Below are 18,556 nucleotides of genomic sequence, written 5' to 3'. Positions count from 1 at the left end.
CATGGGCCGCTACGTCCTCACCCGGCTCTGGCAGTCGGTGCTCACCCTGGTCCTCGCCTCCCTCGTGGTCTTCATCGGGGTGCGTCAGCTCCCCGGCGATCCGGCGCTGGCCATGGCGGGGGAGGAAGCCACTCCGGAGCAGCTCGCCGCCGTCCGCGCCGATCTCGGTCTCGACCAGCCGCTTCTCACGCAGTACGTCGCCTTCGTCCGTAACATGTTCCAGGGGGACTTCGGCGAATCGACGCGGACCGGTACACCCGTCACGGAGCTCATCGCGACGACCCTGCCGGTGACACTCTGGCTCTCGGCCTACGCGATCGTCGTGGCGATCGTCGTCGGGATCCTGCTGGGCGTCGTCGCCGAGCGCTTCCGGGGACGCTGGCCCGAGTGGGTGGCCAACGCCCTGGCCCTGATCGGACTGTCGGTGCCGAACTTCTGGCTCGGCATCCTCGCGATCCTCTACCTCGCGGTGACGCTGGGATGGTTCCCGGCGTCGGGCTACGTGGACGTCCTCTCGGACCCGCTCCGCGGTCTCTACTACCTCACCCTGCCGGCCCTGATCCTGGGGACGGGCCTGGCCGCCGTGATCATGCGGCAGACCCGCGCGTCCATGATCGAGACCATGACCACGGACTACGTCCGGACCGCCCGGGCGAAGGGCCTCGGACGGGGCCGCGTCCTGGTGCGCTACGGTCTGCGGAACTCGCTCATCGTCGTGGTGACGATCGTCGGCCTCCAGCTCGGCGGCCTCATCTCGGGTGCGGTGGTCACGGAGAGGATCTTCGCGCTGCCGGGCTTCGGCAAACTCACGCTCGACGCCGTCTTCACGCGTGACTATCCGGTCATCCAGGCGGTGGTGCTGATCATCACCGTCAGCTACATCCTGATCAATCTCGCCGTGGACATCCTGTACTCGGTGATCAACCCGAAGATCCGCGTCGGAGGAGCTGCCTGATGGCCGTCGAGACACTGGCCCCCGTGGAGGGCGGCACCGGACTGGGCTCCGGCCGCGGCCGCATCCTGTCCTCCCTCCGGCACAATCCACTGGGCATCGCCGGCGGCATCATGCTCCTCGTCGTCGTGCTGGCAGCACTCCTGGCCCCCGTCCTGGCGCCCTACCCGCCCACCGAGGTGCACTTCGACACCCCGTTCCAGCGGCCGCTCACCGAGGGCTTCCCGCTCGGCACGGACGACCTGGGGCGCGATGTGCTCTCGCGGTTGTTGTTCGGCATCCAGACCTCGCTGCAGGTCGGGGTGCTCTCGGTGCTCCTGGCCGTGGTCATCGGCACCCCGCTCGGTCTCCTGGCCGGCTACTCCCGAGGCTTCGACGCCGTCATCTCCCGCCTCACCGACGTCACCCTGGCCTTCCCGTTCCTCATCATCGCCGTCGGTCTGGCAGCGATCAGCGGGCCGAGCCTGAGCAACGCCGCGATCGCCCTGGGTATCGCGCAGATCCCCACCATGATCCGCGTGGTCCGCGGCGAGACACTGCGGATCAAGGAGAGCGACTTCGTGCTCGGCGCCCGCACCATGGACGCCTCGCCCGTCTGGATCATGCTGCGGCACGTCCTGCCGAACGCGACGTCGGCCATCATCGTGCAGGCGACGGTCATCATGCCCGTCGCGGTGATCGGCGAGGCGCTGCTGTCCTTCCTCGGGCTCGGTATCCAGCCGCCCACACCGAGTCTGGGGATCATGCTCTCCGACGCCCAGCAGTACATCTTCCGCGCCCCCAGCGCAGCGATCTTCCCGGGTCTGGCGATCGCCGCGATCTGCCTGGCCTTCAATCTGTTCGGCGACGCCCTACGCGACGCCTTCGACCCGACGAACACCACCCGGAAGTGACCCGATGACGTACACACCGCCCGATCCGTTCACCACCAGACCCACCCTGCGGGGCACCTTCGGTATGAGTGCCTCCACCCACTGGCTCGCCACTGCCTCCGCCCAGGCCGTCCTGGAACGCGGCGGCAATGCGATCGACGCCGCCGTCGCCGGCGCCTTCGTGCTGCACGTCGTCGAACCCCACCTCAACGGCCCCGGCGGCGACATGACCGGCGTCTTCGCGACGGCCGAGGAGCCGGGGCGGCCGATCGTCCTCATGGGCCAGGGCCCGGCACCGGCCGCGGCCACGCGCGAGCACTATCTCGAGGAGGGCCTCGAGCTCGTCCCCGGCGCCGGTGCCCTCGCCGCGGCGGTGCCCGCCGCCGTCGACGCCTGGCTGCTCCTGCTGCGCGATCACGGAACCTGGGAACTCGGCGACGTCCTGGCCTTCGCCATTGGCTACGCTCGTGAAGGCCATCCCGTCCTCGGGCGCGTCGGGGCGACCATCGCCACCGTCGCCGATCTCTTCACGGAGCACTGGCCCACGTCCGCGGCGCTCTGGATGCCCGACGGCGTCCCTCCGCGCGAGGGCGACATCATCCGGAACGAGGCGTACGCGCGCGTGCTCGACTCCCTCGTGAGCGCTGCGACGGACGGCGGGACGCGCAGTGAGCGGATCGACGCCGCGCGGCATGAGTGGCGCACCGGACTGGTCGCGACGGCCACCGCGGAGTTCATCAGGACACCCCACCGCCACTCCTCCGGACTCGATCACGCAGGGGTCATGACGATCCAGGACTTCGCCGGCTTCGAGGCAGGCTACGAGGAGGCCGTCACCCTCGAGTTCCGCGGCCACACCATCGCCAAGACCGGGTCCTGGGGCCAGGGACCGGCCCTGCTGCAGACCCTGGCCATCCTCGACGGGTTCGACGACGAGCACCTCGATCCGTCCACGGCACTCGGGGCGCACACCATCCTCGAAGCGCAGAAGCTCGCCCTCGCGGACCGCGAGGCCTACTACGGGGACGACGACGTACCCCTGGAGTACCTCCTCTCTCCCGAGTACGCCGCCGAGCGGCGCGCCCTGATCGGGGATACGGCGTCGCTGGAGTTCCGCCCGGGGACCGTGCCCGGGCACGAGCCCTTCGTCCCGCCCCTGCGCACCGGCTACACGCCTCCCGCGCTCGCGGACGGCAGTGGGTTCGCCGGTGTGGGCGAGCCGACAGTCTCACGGACCGGTGAGACGCGCGGGGACACGTGCCACCTCGACGTCGTCGACTCCGCCGGCAACATGGTCTCGGCGACGCCGAGCGGCGGCTGGTTGCAGTCCTCGCCGACCATCCCGGAGCTGGGTTTCTGCCTCGGCTCCCGCCTGCAGATGACCTGGCTCGAGGACGGTGCGCCCTCCACCCTGCAGCCGGGGAAGCGGCCCCGCACCACGCTCACGCCCACTCTCGTCCTGAAGGACGGGGAGCCCGTGGTCGCGCTGGGCTCACCCGGCGGTGACCAGCAGGACCAGTGGCAGCTGCTCTACCTGCTGCGGACCATCGTCGGCGGGTACACGCCGCAGGAGGCCATCGACGCCCCCGCCCTCCACACCACGTCCGTCCCGGGGTCGTTCTGGCCGCGCACCTGGGAGCCCGGCGGTGCCGTCGTCGAGGACCGGCTGGGCGAGGACGTCATCAGTGATCTCGAGCGGAGGGGGCACGTGATCACCCGGGCGGGGGACTGGTCGCTCGGCCGGCTCTCCTCGGTCGTCAGGGACCCACGGACCGGCGTGCTCTCCGCCGCCGCCAATCCACGAGGAGCGCAGGGCTATGCTGCAGGACGCTGAGAACATCCTCGAGGTGACCGATCTCGAGGTCGGTTTCGGCGGGACCCCGGTCCTGCACCGGATCGGCTTCTCGATGCGGCGCGGGGAGCGCGTGGCCATCGTGGGTCAGTCGGGCTCCGGGAAGTCGACCGCCATCGGTGCGATCCTGCGGCTGCTGCCCGGCAGCGGACGGATCACGCACGGATCGATCGTGCTGGGCGGCGGAACGACGAGGGGCGAGGTCGAGGACCTCGCCACCGCTTCCGAACCCGTCATGCGGACCATCCGCGGGGAGCGGATCGGGCTCGTCCCTCAAGACCCGATGTCCAATCTGAACCCCGCCATGAGAATCGGCGCGCAGGTCGCCGATGCCCTCGTGGCCAATCGGACGACCGAGGGGAAGCCGGATCGCGCGCAGATCCGCAGCCAGGCCGTGGCGCTCCTGGCCGAGGCCGGTATCCCCGGTGCCGAGCGCCGCTACGGCCAGTACCCGCACGAGTTCTCGGGCGGCATGCGGCAGCGTGTCCTCATCGCGATCGCGCTCGCCGGGAAACCCGAGCTCCTCATCGCCGACGAACCGACGTCGGCGCTCGACGTCACGGTGCAGCGGCAGATCCTCAACCACCTGCAGTCACTGGTCGACGCACGCGGCACCTCCCTGCTGTTCATCACCCACGATCTCGGGCTCGCCGCGGACCGCACCGACCGGATCATCGTCATGTCGGAGGGCCGGATCGTCGAGATCGGCACGCCCCGGCAGATCCTGCTGGACCCGCAGCAGGAGTACACCAGGCAGCTCGTCGCCGCAGCACCCTCCGTCGCCACAGCTCTCGATGCCGCTCCCCTCGTCGATCCCACCGCCGGCGCTCCTGCGTCGGCCGGCCCGGAGCGATCCCGGTCGATCCTCGTGGTGGAGAATCTCGTGAAGGAGTTCGCGCTGCGCGGCCGGCGTGGCAGCACCATCCGCGCGGTGGACGACGTCTCCTTCGAGGTGGAGCGGGGAACGACGACCGCCGTGGTGGGGGAGTCCGGGTCGGGCAAGACGACGGTGGCGCGCATCGTCCTCGGTCTGGAGACGGCGTCGTCCGGGCAGGCCCTGATCGACGGCGAGTCCCTCACCGATACGCGGGGCGCCCAGCGCCGGGCACTCCGTCGCAAGGTACAGCCCGTCTTCCAGGATCCGTACGGTTCACTCGATCCCACCTACAGCATCGAACGCCTGATCGACGAGCCGCTGCGCATCTTCGGCGTCGGCGATCGCGGCAGCAGACAGGAGCGCGTGGCCGAACTCCTCGATCAGGTGGCGCTGCCCCGCTCCGTGGCCCAGCGTCGGCCGAACGAACTCTCGGGCGGCCAGCGGCAACGCGTCGCGATCGCCCGCGCACTCGCCCTGGAACCCGAGCTCCTCATCTGCGACGAGGCCGTGTCCGCGCTCGACGTACTGGTGCAGGACCAGATCCTGACGCTCCTGGCCGATCTGCAGGACAGGCTCGGTCTGACCTACCTCTTCATCACGCACGATCTGTCGGTGGTGCGGCAGATCGCCCATGCCGTCGTGGTCATGCGATCCGGTGTCGTCGTGGAGAATGGATCCGTGAACGACGTCTTCGACCATCCGCGGGCGGAGTACACGCGGGAGCTCCTCGGAGCCATCCCAGGTGCGGCCTTTGCGGCGTGAGCAGGACGCCGCGGCGTCCCAGCGTGTCCTCGATGCCCTCCGCAGGGACATCATCCTCGGCGCGTTGACGCCGGGAACCCGGGTCACCGAGGCGGCCCTGGCGGCCAAGTACGGGGTCTCGCGGGTGCCGGTACGGGAAGCGCTGCGCGCACTGGAAGCCGAGGGGTTCGTCGAGTCGAGACCCTATGCGGGCTCCACGATCGCCGAGATCCCGCTGGACGACGCCGCGGACCTGTTCGCCGTACGCGGGGTCATCGAGTCCACCATCGCCCGGCGTGCTGCCGGCCGGGCCGCCGAGCAGTTCGCCGCCGATGCGCCGAATGATCGGTGGTTCTCCGCCCGCCGCGCCCTGACGGACATTCTCGACGACGGCGACCGCGCCGTGGCATCCGATGCCCTGAGGGAGCTGCCCGAACTGAACATCCGCTTCCACCTCGGCGTCGCGGAACTCAGTGGCAGCACGTCCTTGACCGCGCTGCTCCGTCAGATCTCCGGCAAGATCGAGTGGCTCTACGCCGTCGACGTCGACAACCGTGGCAAGCAGTCCTGGGGGGAGCACCGGTCGATCATCGCGGCGATCGACGCGGGCAACGGGACCGACGCCGAGCGCCTGATGGCCGGACACGTGGACTCGTCCCGCCGGGGATACCTGGAGCGCTTCGCCGGTTCCGGAACGACCCCGCCTCCCGGCTCGGCCCGGCGGAGCGCAGGAAGGGACGCCGGGGAGCGAGGATGATCCCGCCGGTCCTAGTGGCCACCTACCTCGAGGGCCCGTGCGACCGCGGAGTCGACACCGGCCCGCCAGGGGAACCCGTGGCCCGGCAGCACCGCTCTCGCGGCAGTGGAGCGGAGCGCCTCGAGTGAGCGCAGCGCGATGGCGGTGTCCGCCGTGGCGGCCGCTGCGACCACCTGCGGTCCGGGGCGACCCGTGTAGGGATCGAGCGTGACGAGCGCGTCCCCGCTGATGACGGCGTCCCGATCGGGGAAGTGGAGACTGCAGTGACCCTCGGTGTGGCCGGGAGTCGCCACGAGCAGCGGAGAACCGGGCAGGCCGGCGGCCACCTCGCGCGTGAGCGGCAGGGTCTTGCGGACACCTTTGACGGCGGCGGCACCGGCACCCACCATCCTCACGAGACCGGGGATGGCGCGCGGGTAGCGCAGGGGGTAGAGCAGCGGTGAGCGCTCCCGCTCGTAGCTGTAGGGGTGTGCCGCGAGGTGGGCATCGCCCGGATGGCAGTACACGGGGATGTCGTACCGCGTCCGCAGCTGCTCGGCGGTGCCCACGTGGTCGAAGTGCCCGTGGGTGAGGACGACGGCCCGGATGTCCGTCATGGACCGGCCGATGCGGCCGAGAGCCTCCAGCAGCACGGTTCTCGACCGGGGCAGCCCGGTGTCCACCAGGAGCACCTCCGCGCCGTCCTCGACCAGGTAGGAATTGGTCCTCGCATGCTCGAGGTAATGGATCCCGGGCGCGATATCGGTCCTGATCATGTCTCTGCCTCGCTCGTCAATGGTGCGGCCCTTCGGTATCGCCGTGGTCGGCTCCACCGTACCCGACGCCGCCGCGTCGCCGGCTACAGGAAGGGGCGCAGCGGAGCGAGGATGAACTCGCTGACCCGCGCCACGAAATGGCGGCGGTCCCATTCCTCCTTCGTCAGTACGCGGCTGTTCGAGGAATCGACGTCGAAGATTCTCTCCATGATGGCCGCGAGGTCCCGGTCGAAGATCTCGAGGTTGATCTCGTAGTTGCCGGTCAGGCTCAGGCGGTCGATGTTGGCGGTCCCGACAGTGCTCCACTGGCCGTCGACCGTCGCTGTCTTCGCGTGGATCATGGAGTTCTGGTAGAGCAGGATCTGCACCCCGGCACCGATCAGCGAGGAGTAGAAGCCCCGCGAGAGCCAGTCGGAGATCACATGGTTGGAGTCCTCGGGCAGGAGTACGCGTACGTCCACTCCCCGGCGACTCGCGCGCAGCAGGGCGTCGAGGATCTGCCGGTCCGGGATGAAGTAGGCCGTGGTCATGAAGATGTGCCGTTGCGCGCGGTTGATCGCATCGAGGTACACGCCGCGGATGGGGAACACGAGGTTGGCCGGGACGTTGTTGACGGCGCGGATGCGCGGCTCCCAGAAGGTGGCGCTGAGATCGGGTAGTTCGGCTCTGCCCGGCTTGGCCCGCAGGTTCCAGAAGTTGACGAACGCTTCCCGCAGGTCCCAGACCGTAGGACCATGAACCTCGAGGTGCGTGTCGCGCCATCTGGTCGCGTAGAGGGACCCGATGTTGTAGCCGCCGATGAAGCCGACCTCGTCGTCGACCACCAACAGCTTGCGGTGATCCAGGCCGGTACCGCGGATATTGGTGAAGAGGATCGAGGGGCGCAGGACGGGGAAGCGGTAGGCGTTGACCTCGGGATGCCAGGAGTAGAAGAACGGGTTCACCACGAGATTCGCGAAACCGTCGTAGATGACGAAGACCTTCACCCCGCGCTCGGCTGCGCGGTTCACGGCGTCCCTGAAGCGGGTCCCGACGGCGTCGCCCTTCCAGATGTAGGTCTCGAGCAGGACCTGGTGCTCGGCCCGGTCGATCGCCTCGATCATCGCGTCGAAGAGATCCTCGCCGTAGGTGTACACGGTGGTGCGTGTGTCGCCGATCGTCGTCCCGAACGTGCCCGGCTGGGGGAACCCCTCCCGCTTGGTGCGTTGCCGTTTCTGGTAGGCGTCCACGGCGACGACGCCGACGATGACCACTCCCTGGGCCGAGACCAGGGCCAACGCTGCACGCCTGATCGTGACGCGCGCAAAACCCAGGATCGTCCGACGCTTCATCCAGCCCATGCGCTTCAGCGTATCGCCTCGTGGCGCTCCGGTTCAGCGCGCGATCGCCGCGGCGCGAGGACTCCCCGACAGCATCGTGCGGGCTACTCGGGATCGTCCTGCTGCTGCGGAGCCGGCGGGACCTCCCCCGGCGCTTCCTGCTGCGGAGCGTCGTCCTGCGGTCCGGGATCCTGCGGGGCCTCATCCTGCTGCGGGCCCGGTACTCCCGGTGTGACGGAGCCCTCATCCGTGTCGTCCCGGAGTGATCCCTCCTGCTGGGGGTCCAGGGGAGTGACGTCCTGCGGATCCTGGGGTGATTCCTCCTGCTCGCCCGTCCCGGGGCCGGTGAGACCGTCGAAACCCGGAATGGACGTTCCGCTCTCGGTCGTGCTGCCGCCGGTGTAGGAGGACACCGGGCGGCCGGTGGTCAGTTCGAAAGCCAGGATCAACGTCATCGCGACGACGAAGATCGCCGTACCGGCCCCGAGGATGCGCTTCCACGGGAGCGTGCGGATTCCCTGCTCCCGGGGCATGGCCGTAGGGGCGTCCTCCGCCGCAGCGGGCGACGCCGGCGCGTCGGTCTCCCGGGACAGATCGTCCGGGCCACCCGAGGGGCCGCCGCGGCTCGACCGGGCGCGCTCCGCGGTCCGGAGAACCCGATCCCGGGTCATCTGCAGGGACCTGGAGTACAGCGCCCCGCCGATCGTGATGACGAGACTTCCCAGGGCTGCGCCGATCAAGGTCCCGGCGACGCCGAGGGTGGAGAGCAGGAGCGCTGAGGACACGGCGCCCAGCGCGGAACCGATGGCCTGGGTCCAGCTGACCTTCATATCAGGGCAGCAGTCCCCAGGACTCCGGTCCGGCAGTACCGGCGCGGTACTCGTCCAGGGGCACTCTGCCCTCGCTCCAGGCATCGAGCACGGGCTGGACGATCCGCCAGGACTCCACCGACATGTCATCGCGCACCGACAGCGACGTCTCGTCGTTCAGCACCGACTTCAGGACCTCTCCGTACTCCAGCAGCTCCCCGGCCCCGAAGTCGGTGTCCAGGGTGACAGGTGAGGTGCTGAACGGGTCGCCGGCACCGTTGATGTTGATGTCGAGCCCCACTGTCCGCGGTCCCAGTCCGATGGTCAGTCGGTTCGGCTCGCGTTCCCCGCCGAGGCCGGCCGGGACGTGCTGGGGATCCCTGAAGGTGACGGTCACCTCCTGTCGCGGCGAGCCGATCGCCTTGCCCGACCGGACGCGGAACGGAACACCCGACCACCTCCACGTGTCCACGGCGAAGACCACTTCGGCGAGCGTCTCCGTCTGCTGTGCGGGATCGATCCCGTCCTCATCGGCGTAGGAGGGCAGGCTCTTCCCTCCTACGTCCCCGGCGGTGTAGCGTGCCCGGCGGCTGTAGCGCTCCGGGTCGTCGTCCCAGACCCGGGTAGCCCGGAGTACCTGGGCCTTAGCGTCCCCGAGATCGGGGGGATCGAGGGTGGCCGGGGGGAGCATCGCGACGAGGGTCATGACCTGCAGCAGGTGGCTCTGGATCATGTCGCGCAGCGCACCGGTTGCATCGTAGAACGCGGCACGGCCCTCCAGCCCGAGCGTCTCCTCGAACAGGATGTCGACGGCGGCGACATGCTCGGAGGTGAGCAGGGGCTCCACCACGCGGTTGGCGAAGCGTATCCCCAGGATGTTCAGCACGGTGGACATGCCGAGGAAGTGGTCCACACGATGCACGTGGTCCTCCGGCACGAGCCCGTGGAGCAGCTCGTTGAGATCCCGTGCGCTGCCGGCGTCGACACCGAACGGCTTCTCCAGTACCAGTCGGGTTCCCTCCGGCACACCGATCCGGGCCAGGACCTCACACGCCTTGACCGCCGCGGCGGACGGGAGGGCGAAGTACAGGGTGATCCGGCCCTCTCCGGCAGAGAGCAGACTCCGAAGATCGTCCTCGTCGGTGACGTCGGCCCTGACGTACCTGGCGCTTCGGACCACTGCGTCGACGGCGTCGCCCTCCGCCTTGCCCGCGGCGAACGAGTCGGAGACCACGGACTGCCATTCGTCCTGACTCCAGGATCCTCGTCCGGTGCCGATCAGAACGAGGTCGCGCAACGATGACTCGGCGATCAGGCCACCCAGTCCCGGCAGGAGCAACCGGGAGGTCAGGTCGCCCCTGGCGCCCATGATCACGAGCGTCTGGCGCCGGTCCTGATCGGATCCGGTCCCGGCCTGGGTGTCTGATGGGTTCGTCATGGTGCGGTCTCCTCGGGAGTTCGGGGGTCGTGGTCCTCGTCCGGTAATGGCTCGATGAGCTCCGGTCCGTTGTTCCGGACGGAGCCCACGCGGTTCCCCACGAGGCGTGGCACCAGCCGGGGGTCCGGGATGGCGTCGAGCAGTTCCTGCACCCCGTGTCGCGAATCCCGCCGCGGATCGAGCCAGTCGCCGCGCAGCTCCGGCGGTACGATGACGGGCGTGCGGTCGTGGATCTCGCCCAGGGCGTCGGAGGCGGCACGCGTGATGATGGTGCAGCTCACCAGCCAGGAACCGTCCGGGGCCGCCTGCGTCGCCGTCGCCGGATCCCGCCAGAACTCGTACAACCCGGCGAAGGCCAGCGGCGCCGCGTCGGTGCCGTGCAGGTAGATCGGCGTCTTCGAACCGTCGGCGTTCCTGCGCCACTCGTAGTAGCCGTCGGCGGGGATGACGGCGCGGCGCCGGAGGGCGGCGGAACGGAAGGACGGCTTCTCGAGGACGGTCTCGCTGCGCGCATTGATCATCCGGGCGCCGATGGAGGCGGTCTTCGACCAAGAGGGGATCAGGCCCCAGCGCGCGGGCTCGAGCCACCGTGTGAGCTCACCGGTGGCGGCGTCGAGCCGTTCGAGAACGAGCTGCACCGTGTCGGTGGGTGCCACGTTCCACGATGCTTCCACCTCGTCCTGGACGCTCATCTCCACCTCGAAGGCGTCGACGAGATCCGCCTTGCTACCGGCGATGACGAAGCGTCCGCACATACGGCAGGTTCCCTGTCCTCTTCCTCGGGTATTTTCCGGATACTTCCCGGATAGCGTTCGTTCCCTGCGCCCGCGGGCGCAGGGAACGAACGAGTCTACTTCCGCTTCTTCTTGCCGTCGATGATCAGGGCGAGGGCGATGGCGACCATCCAGCTGTCCTTCGCCAGGGTGATCCCGTCCTGCGTGGGCCTGATGCCGTCGTCCTCCGTCATCTCCGGAGTTCTGAAGTACATCGTCATGAGCCCTGCCGAGAAGGCGAGCAGGCCCAGACCGGCGAGCTTGCTCGGGATGAACGGGGCGAGCAGTGCCGATCCGACGGCGATCTCCGAGGCCGCGAGGATCTTGCCGAACTGGGCCGGCTCGAGCTGGCTCGCCTGGGGAAAGCCCTTCGACGCCATCGACTGCATGAAGCCTGCAGTTCCTTCGTCGAGGGCGGTCTTCCCCAGACCCGAATTCAGGATGAAGGCGCCGGTGATCAGCCGGAGCGGGATGTGACTGGGACGAAAACTCATGATGTTGCCTTTCACTGTGCTGGTGATGGTCCGTCTGCGAGCCTACGACGCACGCTCCTGCCCCCGCCAGTCGTGCTGACATACGGGGACTCGGCTCAGGTCTCCCAGGGAGCCTTGACCGGGAAGTACTTCTCGAGGAACTCCGTCACCAGTCGGGCCCGCTCGTCGGCGGGGACCTCCGGATAGCTTCCGTCGTTGAGGCAGAAGAGATCCTGGTTCCGTTTGTCCAGCATCTTGGTCAGGCTCTTCAGACCTGAACGCACCGTGGTGTCGACGTATTTCACGCGTGCCATCTCCTGCGTGACGGCTCTGCCGGTGAGGAGCGCGTAGTAGTGGTAGAGCGAATTGGTCACCGAGATGTTGTCCTTCGCGCGGAAGCGCGAAGCCGCCGTCGCCGCGAACTCGGCGGAGAACTCCGCCTCCATCTCGAGCAGGACGCTCTTGCGCAGGGGTGTGACGGCGTGCTCGAGATGCCGTGTGGTGATGCGTCCGAACCGCTCGTGCAGCAGGCGTCGGTTCACACGAGCTGCGTTCTCGAAGCCGCTGCGCTCGGCGTCGTTCTCCCCGAGACCGATGCGGACATCCGCCTCGATGAACTTCGTGACACCACCCGGGGAGAAGAACAGATCCGGTGCCACGGGCCGGCCGAAGAACATGTCGTCGTTGGAGTAGAGGAAGTGTTCGGACAGGCCCGGGATGTGCTGCAGCTGCGCCTCGACGGCCTGCGAGTTGTAGGTGGGCAGGACGGAGGGATCCCTGAAGTGCTCCTCCGAGCGCACGAAGGTCACGGAGGGGTGCTCGGCGAGCCAGGCGGGCCGAGCCGAATCGGTGGCGATGAAGATGCGGCGCACCCACGGCGCGAACATGTACACCGATCGCAGGGCGTACTTGAGCTCGTCGATGTGGCGGAACCGGGCTTCGTGGTCGTCGCCGTCGCCCACCACCACTCCCTGCATGCGGGCCGCACGCGCCGCCCGGTACTCGGGACTGCTGCCGTCCACCCAGGTGAAGACGAGGTCTATGTCGAAGTCGATGTCCGTGGCGTGATCGGCGAACATGTTGTCGATCGTGGGCCAGGTCAGGCCGTGCCGTTCCACCTCGCCGCGCACCACCTCTGCCGCGGGCAGGGTGCGCCTGGTCAGGGAATTCTCCACGGGCAGCTCGATCGTGGTTTCACCGAGGGCCCACAACTCGATCTGCACGCCGGCCGAGGGACCGTAGGCGAGTCCGCCGAGTGGTTCGATGCGCGGGCGGAACAGCCGGAAGATGCGCGCCTTGCTGCTGTTCGAGAGGTGGCCGTCGCTGACCAGGAGCGTGGTGCGGCGCTTCGTGTCGACCGTACGGGAGTAGAAGGGTTCATCGCGGCACGCCTCGACCAGCGCCGCACGGAGTTCCTCGCGGTTGTCGAGGTCGACGGCGATCACCGGACGCTGATCGTTCCCCCGCACCAGTACGAAGTCGATGCCGGCCCTGTCGAGGGCGGCTCGGATGAACAGGAGGTCCTCCACCATGGCCTGCTGCGGGGTGCGGTCCTGGTTGATCAGCGTGAAGCGGCGCTTGACCGTCGTGATGTCCGAGCGGCCTTCGAAACGGGCGACCGCCGCGCGAGACGCCGAGGCGAGGACCTCGGCTTCATTCTCCGGCTCGGGTGCTCCGAAGTAGATGTCGTGTTGGGCAGCCGTGTCTGTGATCGGAACCTCCTGAAGTGGGTGCGTGATTCCCATGATAGGGCCTGACCGGGCCACGTCGGTGCGAGAGGGCACCATACCGTTCCGGACTCGGTCAGTCCAGCATTTCGACGCATCGATTCTTCCGTGCTGCCCCGGTTCATCGCGGTGTCCGCCGGGCTCGTGGTCACTGCGTGGACGACCGGGGCTGCCGTTCCGCAGCCCCGGGGTCTTGTCAGCCCCGGGTGTAGTCGCGGTACAGCTCCCCGACGGGAACCTCGCTCGCGAGTCTGTTGGCGGGGCCGGGCAGGGGACAGGCCCACTCCTCGTCGTAGGCACAGGACGGGTTGTAGGCGAAGTTCAGATCCACCACGAGGCTGCCCGGGGTCCGCCCCTCACCCAGGTGCGCGCCCTTGATCGTGTCGAGCACGTAGCGCCCGCCGCCGTAGGAGCCTCCCGGTACTCCTGCGGTGCGATCGTGCAGCGGTAGGAAGAGGCCACCGCCGTAGGAGGCGAGCTGCCAGAGGGCCAGTGTTCCGAGGCCAGGAAGGCTGACCGAGCCGAGCCGGCGGAAGTGCACGACGCCGTCGGTACCGGTCGCGACGTCCATCACCTCACCGGCGCCGCCGGCCTCCACGAGCGGCTCGAAGCGGAAAGCGGGGTCGTAGGGTGCGACGGTGAGGCCGTGGAACGTGCCCCTGGCGTCCTTCGACAGGGCGGAGGCGGAGTGATTGCCGAACAGGTCGTCCCGCCCTTCCTGCCACAGGGCGTGGGCTGCCTCCGGGGAGTGGGAGACGGCGCGGTCGCGGACGTCGTCGTACAGACCGAAGACGCGGCGGCGCCAGTCAGCCGTGGCCAGTGCGGTGGTCGCTGTCATACGGGACAGGCTACCGCCGTCGCGTGCACCGACGATCGATGCCGTCCCCCGGCGTACTGTGAACTGGTGGCTCTGGGCATCTTCTTCATCGTGCTGGCCTCCATCCTGCTGGGGGCCATCGCGCAGCGTATCGCCGGTCTCGGCTTCGCGCTGCTGATCTCCCCGTTCCTCGTGATCATCCTCGGACCCCACGAGGGGATCCTCCTCGTCAATGCCTGCGCCGTCGTCTCCTCGTCCATCATCGTGGGCCGGGTGTGGAAGGACGTCGACTGGAGCATGTTCCGCTGGTTGGTGGTGCCCTCGCTGGCCGGGTCCGTCCCGGGTTCCTTCCTCGCCGTCGTCGTGCCCTCCGCCCCGCTGTCCGTGACGGTCGGGGGGATCGTCCTGGTGGCGCTGACCCTCTCGCTGGTGCTCCAGCGCTCCGAGGTGGTGGTGCGCGGCAACGCGCCCAAAGCACTGGCAGGTTTCGCCGCCGGACTCACCAACTCGATGGCCGGTGTCGGCGGCCCCGCCGTGAGCGCCTACGCCGTCCTCTCGCGCTGGCCGCAGCGTCCCTTCGCCGCGACCCTGCAGCCGTTCTTCGTTTGCATCGGCACGGTCACGCTCGTCACGAAACTGCTGCTCGACCCGTCGCAGGCGCCCATGCTGACTCCATGGATGTGGGCGGCGATCGGGCTGGTCATCATGGTGGGCATCTTCCTCGGCGAAAAACTGGGCCGCTTCGTGCGCGACGACCAGGCGCGACTGTTCGTGATCGTGATCGCCTTCATCGGAGCAGGCCTCGCGGTGGTCAAGGGAGTCATCGACATTCTCGGGTGAGCAGGCGCCGTCGCGGGGCCGGCGTGTGATGCCCGGTTGGTGCTGCGCCGATGGCACCATGGAGGGGATGAAACTCCCCACCAGAGACCGTACTCTTCCCATGCCCCTGTGGCTGCAGGGCGCACTGGAACTCGGGCAGGCTGCGCTGATCTCGGCGCTGATCGTGGTCCTCCCGATCGCGCTCGTCTGGCTCACCGGAGGCTTCGCCGAGCGCACGGCCGAGTCCGCGGCCAGGCTGGCCGGTCAGGGATGGCTCGTGCTGCACGGGGTACCTCTGGTTCTGCAGTTTCCCGCCGACAGTGCCGGTGGTGCCGCGTCGGGTGTGCTGCACGCGATCCCGCTCGGTCTGATCCTGGTGCCGCTACTGCTCGCCCGGCGTGCCGGACGCCGTCTGGCGCGGGCCTCCTACACGGCGCGGGCCTCGTATGCGGCCCGCCTGTGGCAGGGCCTGCTCGGAGCACTTCTCGCCTACGCGGCGATCGGCGCCGGCGTCGCGTTCCTCTCGAGGACACCGGAAGCCGCGGCTTCCCTGCTGGCCGGAGCACTGATTCCCGCACTCGGCGTAGCGGCGGGCCTCGTAGCCGGTGCCCGCCGTGAAGCAGGGGCATGGAGCCCGCTCCTGGGGATCGACCTCGTAGCCGCAGCCGGCCGGTCCAGTCAGCAGGCGCGCTGGATCGGTGCCTACATCTGGGCGATCCTGCGCTCCGGCTTCCTCGCGGTCCTGGCGGCAGCAGGGCTCTCGGCCGTACTGCTCGCCGTGGCGATCGGCCTGAACTGGGCAGGCGTCGCGGCGATCTACGAAAGGATCGACGGCGGACCAACCGCCGCACTCGTACTCACCGTGCTCCAACTGGGCTTCCTGCCGAATCTCGCGCTCTGGGCGCTGTCCTGGTCCACCGGCGCCGGATTAGCCCTCGGTGCCGGCAGTTCCATCACGCCGCTCGCGAGCAGCGTGGGCCCCCTGCCCGCAATCCCGGTGCTCGGGGCGCTGCCGGCGGGAACCCTGGACTACGGGTACGCGGCAGTGGCTATCCCGGTCCTCGCCGGAGTGCTTGCAGGATGGTGGTTCTTCCGCGAGGGGGAGAACCACCTGGACGAGTGGCTCGCCCTGCAGTCGCGTCGGCGATGGCTGACCGCGCCTGCGTCGACGCTGGCGCTCGCCGTCCTCATCGGCCTCGCAGCAGGGGCCGGTGGCGTCCTCGCGGCCCTCGTCTCCCGTGCATCACTGGGGCTCGGGCGGTTCACGGAACTCGGTCCGGACCCGCTGGCGCTCGGCATGTGGCTCGCGCTGGAGGTGGCGCTGGGCGCCGTGCTCGGCCACGCCGTCGGACCCCTGCTCGAACGCGATGCCGGACGCCGCTGAGCGCACGTCCGGCCTCGGCGGGCGCCGTCACCCGGCTGTGTCGAACCTCCGCAGGGCGTCCTCGCAGTCGCTCCGGGCCTGCAGCGTCAGCGCTCGGGACACGCAGTCCTCGTAGGCACGCGTGACCGGCCAGAGCAGCACCGAAACAGCCGTACTCACGCTGAGGAAGAGGGCCGCGGCAAGGCCCAGCGAGGTTGCGATCACCACGAGGCGGGGGAGCCTCGCGCCGATCGCCTTCACGAGTCCGACGACACCGGCGGCCAGGGCGAACACCGACACGACGAGGGCGAGCACCTTCCACGGCAGCGCGAGAGCGCTCATCAGCACGCCCGCGAGCAGCGCCAGCACGAACAGGCGCAGCCAGCTTCGTGCTGATTTCCCGCGCGCGGCGGCGTCGTCCGGCGGGCCCTGCTGCGGCTCCGCGGCCCTGACCGGCCCGCCCCGCCCTGTGCCCTGCTGCGTCATCTGGTCTCCATCGGCATGGTTCAACCCTAGGTGAGCGAAGACCCTAAGGTTGAGCCATGCGCATCGTGGTCCTCGTCTCCGGCAGCGGATCGAACCTCCAGGGCGTGATGGACGCGATCGCCGACGGTTCCCTCCCCGTCACCCTCGCCGCCGTCGGAGCGGACCGCCCCGGTACCGGGGGTGTCCGGCGGGCGGACGACGCCGGGATCCCCACCTTCGAGGTGGACTTCCGCCGGTACCCGGAGCGCTCCGCGTGGAACCGGGCGCTCACGGACGCCGTCGCGGCCTACGCCCCGGACTACGTGGTGTCCTCGGGCTTCATGCGGATCGTGGACCAGCAGTTCCTCGACCGGTTCCCGCAGCGGTACCTGAACACGCATCCGGCGCTGCTGCCGAGCTTCCCCGGCGCCCATGGCGTCCGCGACGCGCTGGCCCACGGTGTCAAGGTCACGGGGTGCACCATCATGATCGCCGACGCCGGGATCGACACCGGGCCCATCCTCGCGCAGGCGCCGGTCGCCGTTCTGCCCGGTGACACCGAACAGAGCCTGCACGAGCGCATCAAGATCGAGGAGCGCAGGCTCCTGATCGCCACGCTCGCTGACCTCGCCCGGAGCACGGAGAGTGCCGGCGACCGCGCTCCCGACCGTCTTCCCGAGCGCAGACCTGCCGGTCCGGGCCAGGGCGCCTGAGATGCCCCTGATCACGAATGCCGTCTACGTGGACGGGAAGAAGCGCATAGCCCCGGAGAATCTCGACCGCACCTTCGAGCTGATGCGGGAAAGCGGCGGGATGGCGTGGATCGGCCTCTACCGCCCGGACGGCGACGAGCTCGACGCCGTCGAGGCCGAGTTCGGGCTGCATCCGCTCGCCGTCGAGGATGCCGCCAACGGTCACCAGCGGGCCAAACTGGAGCGCTACGGCGACACCCTCTTCATCGTCCTGCGGCCCGCCCGCTACCTCGACGCCGAGGAGAAGGTGGAGTTCGGTGAGCTGCACATCTTCATCGGACAGGACTTCGTGGTGACCATCCGCCACGCCGAGTCGCCGGATCTCGGGGTGGTCCGACGCAGGATGGAGGCCGATCCCGAGCTGCTCGCGGCCGGTCCGCACGCGGTCCTCTATGCACTGCTCGATCAGGTCGTGGACGAGTACCGGCCCGTGGTGCTGGGACTCGAGAACGACGTCGACGAGATCGAGAACGACCTCTTCGGGGGAGCACCGGACGTCTCGCGCCGGATCTACCAGCTCCACCGCGAGGTCATCGAGTTCCAGCGCGCCACCCAGCCGCTCCAGGACATGCTGGACGCACTGCTCGACGGCGCCGGGAAGTACCGGGTGGATGACGAGCTCGCGCGGAACCTGCGCGACGTGCAGGACCACGTGATCCGCGTCGTCGAACGCGTCAACACCTTCCGCACGCTGCTGCAGAATGCCCTCACCGTGCACTCCACCCTCGTGGCGCAGCGGCAGAACGAGGAGATGACGCGGCTCACGGAGACCTCGCTGGCGCAGGGCGAGCAGGTCAAGCGCATCTCGTCCTGGGCGGCCATCCTCTTCGCACCGACCCTGATCGCCTCCATCTACGGGATGAACTTCGACCTGATGCCCGAGCTGCACTGGCGCCTGGGCTATCCGTTCGCCGTCGTGCTCATGCTCGCCCTCGGTGCCGGGCTGTACTGGGCGTTCAAGCGCAACCGCTGGCTCTAGCAGACCCGTCCGTCGG

At 69.1% G+C, this 18,556-nt stretch carries 18 protein-coding genes; 9 read left to right on the top strand and 9 right to left on the bottom strand.

The genetic code is table 11. The features are described from left to right. Nucleotide 1 precedes the first annotated feature (1 nt). Genes E8P82_RS03795 through E8P82_RS03775 form a run of 5 tightly spaced genes read left to right on the top strand, consistent with a single transcriptional unit; the run spans nucleotide 2 to nucleotide 6,051 of the window. Nucleotides 2-955, top strand: coding sequence for an ABC transporter permease (locus E8P82_RS03795; protein ID WP_136453152.1), 954 nt, complete (start codon nucleotides 2-4; stop codon nucleotides 953-955). Beyond that, nucleotides 955-1,845, top strand: coding sequence for an ABC transporter permease (locus E8P82_RS03790; protein WP_136453151.1), 891 nt, complete (start codon nucleotides 955-957; stop codon nucleotides 1,843-1,845). Before E8P82_RS03795 ends, E8P82_RS03790 begins: the two co-directional genes overlap by 1 nt. Before the next feature lie 4 nt (nucleotides 1,846-1,849). After that, nucleotides 1,850-3,658: a gamma-glutamyltransferase family protein gene (locus E8P82_RS03785; RefSeq protein WP_136453150.1), complete on the top strand. Its 1,809-nt coding sequence runs from the start codon at nucleotides 1,850-1,852 to the stop codon at nucleotides 3,656-3,658. Next, nucleotides 3,642-5,315 (top strand): dipeptide ABC transporter ATP-binding protein, encoded by a 1,674-nt coding sequence (locus E8P82_RS03780; RefSeq protein ID WP_136453149.1) that lies wholly within the window; start codon nucleotides 3,642-3,644, stop codon nucleotides 5,313-5,315. Before E8P82_RS03785 ends, E8P82_RS03780 begins: the two co-directional genes overlap by 17 nt. Beyond that, nucleotides 5,305-6,051 carry a GntR family transcriptional regulator gene (locus E8P82_RS03775; protein ID WP_136453148.1) on the top strand — a complete coding sequence of 249 codons (747 nt, stop codon included), beginning with the start codon at nucleotides 5,305-5,307 and terminating at the stop codon, nucleotides 6,049-6,051. The genes E8P82_RS03780 and E8P82_RS03775 overlap by 11 nt, the downstream gene beginning before the upstream one ends. A gap of 11 nt (nucleotides 6,052-6,062) precedes the next feature. Here the strand turns inward: E8P82_RS03775 and E8P82_RS03770 are convergent, their stop codons facing one another. The 8 genes from E8P82_RS03770 to E8P82_RS03735 form a co-directional block, all read right to left on the bottom strand. Beyond that, nucleotides 6,063-6,806: an MBL fold metallo-hydrolase gene (locus E8P82_RS03770; RefSeq protein WP_136453147.1), complete on the bottom strand. Its 744-nt coding sequence runs from the start codon at nucleotides 6,804-6,806 to the stop codon at nucleotides 6,063-6,065. Between the two features lie 83 nt (nucleotides 6,807-6,889). Further along, nucleotides 6,890-8,146 (bottom strand): phospholipase D-like domain-containing protein, encoded by a 1,257-nt coding sequence (locus E8P82_RS03765; protein WP_246020927.1) that lies wholly within the window; start codon nucleotides 8,144-8,146, stop codon nucleotides 6,890-6,892. Between the two features lie 83 nt (nucleotides 8,147-8,229). After that, entirely contained in the window at nucleotides 8,230-8,955 is a 726-nt protein-coding gene (locus E8P82_RS03760) for a hypothetical protein (RefSeq protein ID WP_136453146.1), read from the bottom strand. Between the two features lies 1 nt (nucleotide 8,956). Continuing rightward, on the bottom strand, nucleotides 8,957-10,372 hold the full coding sequence (locus E8P82_RS03755; RefSeq protein ID WP_136453145.1) for a glucose-6-phosphate dehydrogenase: 1,416 nt from the start codon (nucleotides 10,370-10,372) through the stop codon (nucleotides 8,957-8,959). Beyond that, complete coding sequence (locus E8P82_RS03750) at nucleotides 10,369-11,127, bottom strand: SOS response-associated peptidase (protein ID WP_136453144.1); 759 nt, start codon at nucleotides 11,125-11,127, stop codon at nucleotides 10,369-10,371. The genes E8P82_RS03755 and E8P82_RS03750 overlap by 4 nt, the downstream gene beginning before the upstream one ends. Nucleotides 11,128-11,222: 95 nt before the next feature. Further along, nucleotides 11,223-11,639, bottom strand: coding sequence for a DoxX family membrane protein (locus E8P82_RS03745; protein ID WP_136453143.1), 417 nt, complete (start codon nucleotides 11,637-11,639; stop codon nucleotides 11,223-11,225). Between the two features lie 95 nt (nucleotides 11,640-11,734). Beyond that, entirely contained in the window at nucleotides 11,735-13,363 is a 1,629-nt protein-coding gene (locus tag E8P82_RS03740) for a stealth family protein (protein ID WP_136453142.1), read from the bottom strand. A gap of 178 nt (nucleotides 13,364-13,541) precedes the next feature. Next, nucleotides 13,542-14,183 carry a DUF1684 domain-containing protein gene (locus tag E8P82_RS03735; RefSeq protein ID WP_136453141.1) on the bottom strand — a complete coding sequence of 214 codons (642 nt, stop codon included), beginning with the start codon at nucleotides 14,181-14,183 and terminating at the stop codon, nucleotides 13,542-13,544. Nucleotides 14,184-14,249: 66 nt separating this feature from the next. On the opposite strand from E8P82_RS03735, the gene E8P82_RS03730 reads away from it, so the two are divergent. Beyond that, on the top strand, nucleotides 14,250-15,002 hold the full coding sequence (locus E8P82_RS03730; RefSeq protein ID WP_136453140.1) for a sulfite exporter TauE/SafE family protein: 753 nt from the start codon (nucleotides 14,250-14,252) through the stop codon (nucleotides 15,000-15,002). A gap of 100 nt (nucleotides 15,003-15,102) precedes the next feature. Further along, complete coding sequence (locus E8P82_RS03725; protein WP_425455983.1) at nucleotides 15,103-16,365, top strand: cell division protein PerM; 1,263 nt, start codon at nucleotides 15,103-15,105, stop codon at nucleotides 16,363-16,365. 27 nt (nucleotides 16,366-16,392) lie between these two features. Here E8P82_RS03725 and E8P82_RS03720 read toward each other — a convergent pair whose 3' ends face one another. Further along, nucleotides 16,393-16,830, bottom strand: coding sequence for a hypothetical protein (locus E8P82_RS03720; protein ID WP_136453138.1), 438 nt, complete (start codon nucleotides 16,828-16,830; stop codon nucleotides 16,393-16,395). A gap of 56 nt (nucleotides 16,831-16,886) precedes the next feature. Between E8P82_RS03720 and purN the strand changes: the two genes are divergently transcribed. Together purN and corA are read left to right on the top strand one after the other, a co-directional pair. Then, entirely contained in the window at nucleotides 16,887-17,522 is a 636-nt protein-coding gene (gene purN, locus E8P82_RS03715; protein ID WP_136453137.1) for a phosphoribosylglycinamide formyltransferase, read from the top strand. 1 nt (nucleotide 17,523) lies between these two features. Next, nucleotides 17,524-18,540: a magnesium/cobalt transporter CorA gene (gene corA, locus E8P82_RS03710; RefSeq protein ID WP_136453136.1), complete on the top strand. Its 1,017-nt coding sequence runs from the start codon at nucleotides 17,524-17,526 to the stop codon at nucleotides 18,538-18,540. The last annotated feature ends 16 nt before the right edge of the window (nucleotides 18,541-18,556 follow it).

Source organism: Arthrobacter echini (assembly GCF_004803505.1).
In the GTDB taxonomy this organism is placed as follows: Bacteria; Actinomycetota; Actinomycetes; order Actinomycetales; family Micrococcaceae; genus Arthrobacter_D; species Arthrobacter_D echini.
This window is presented reverse-complemented; position numbering and strand designations above follow the sequence as displayed.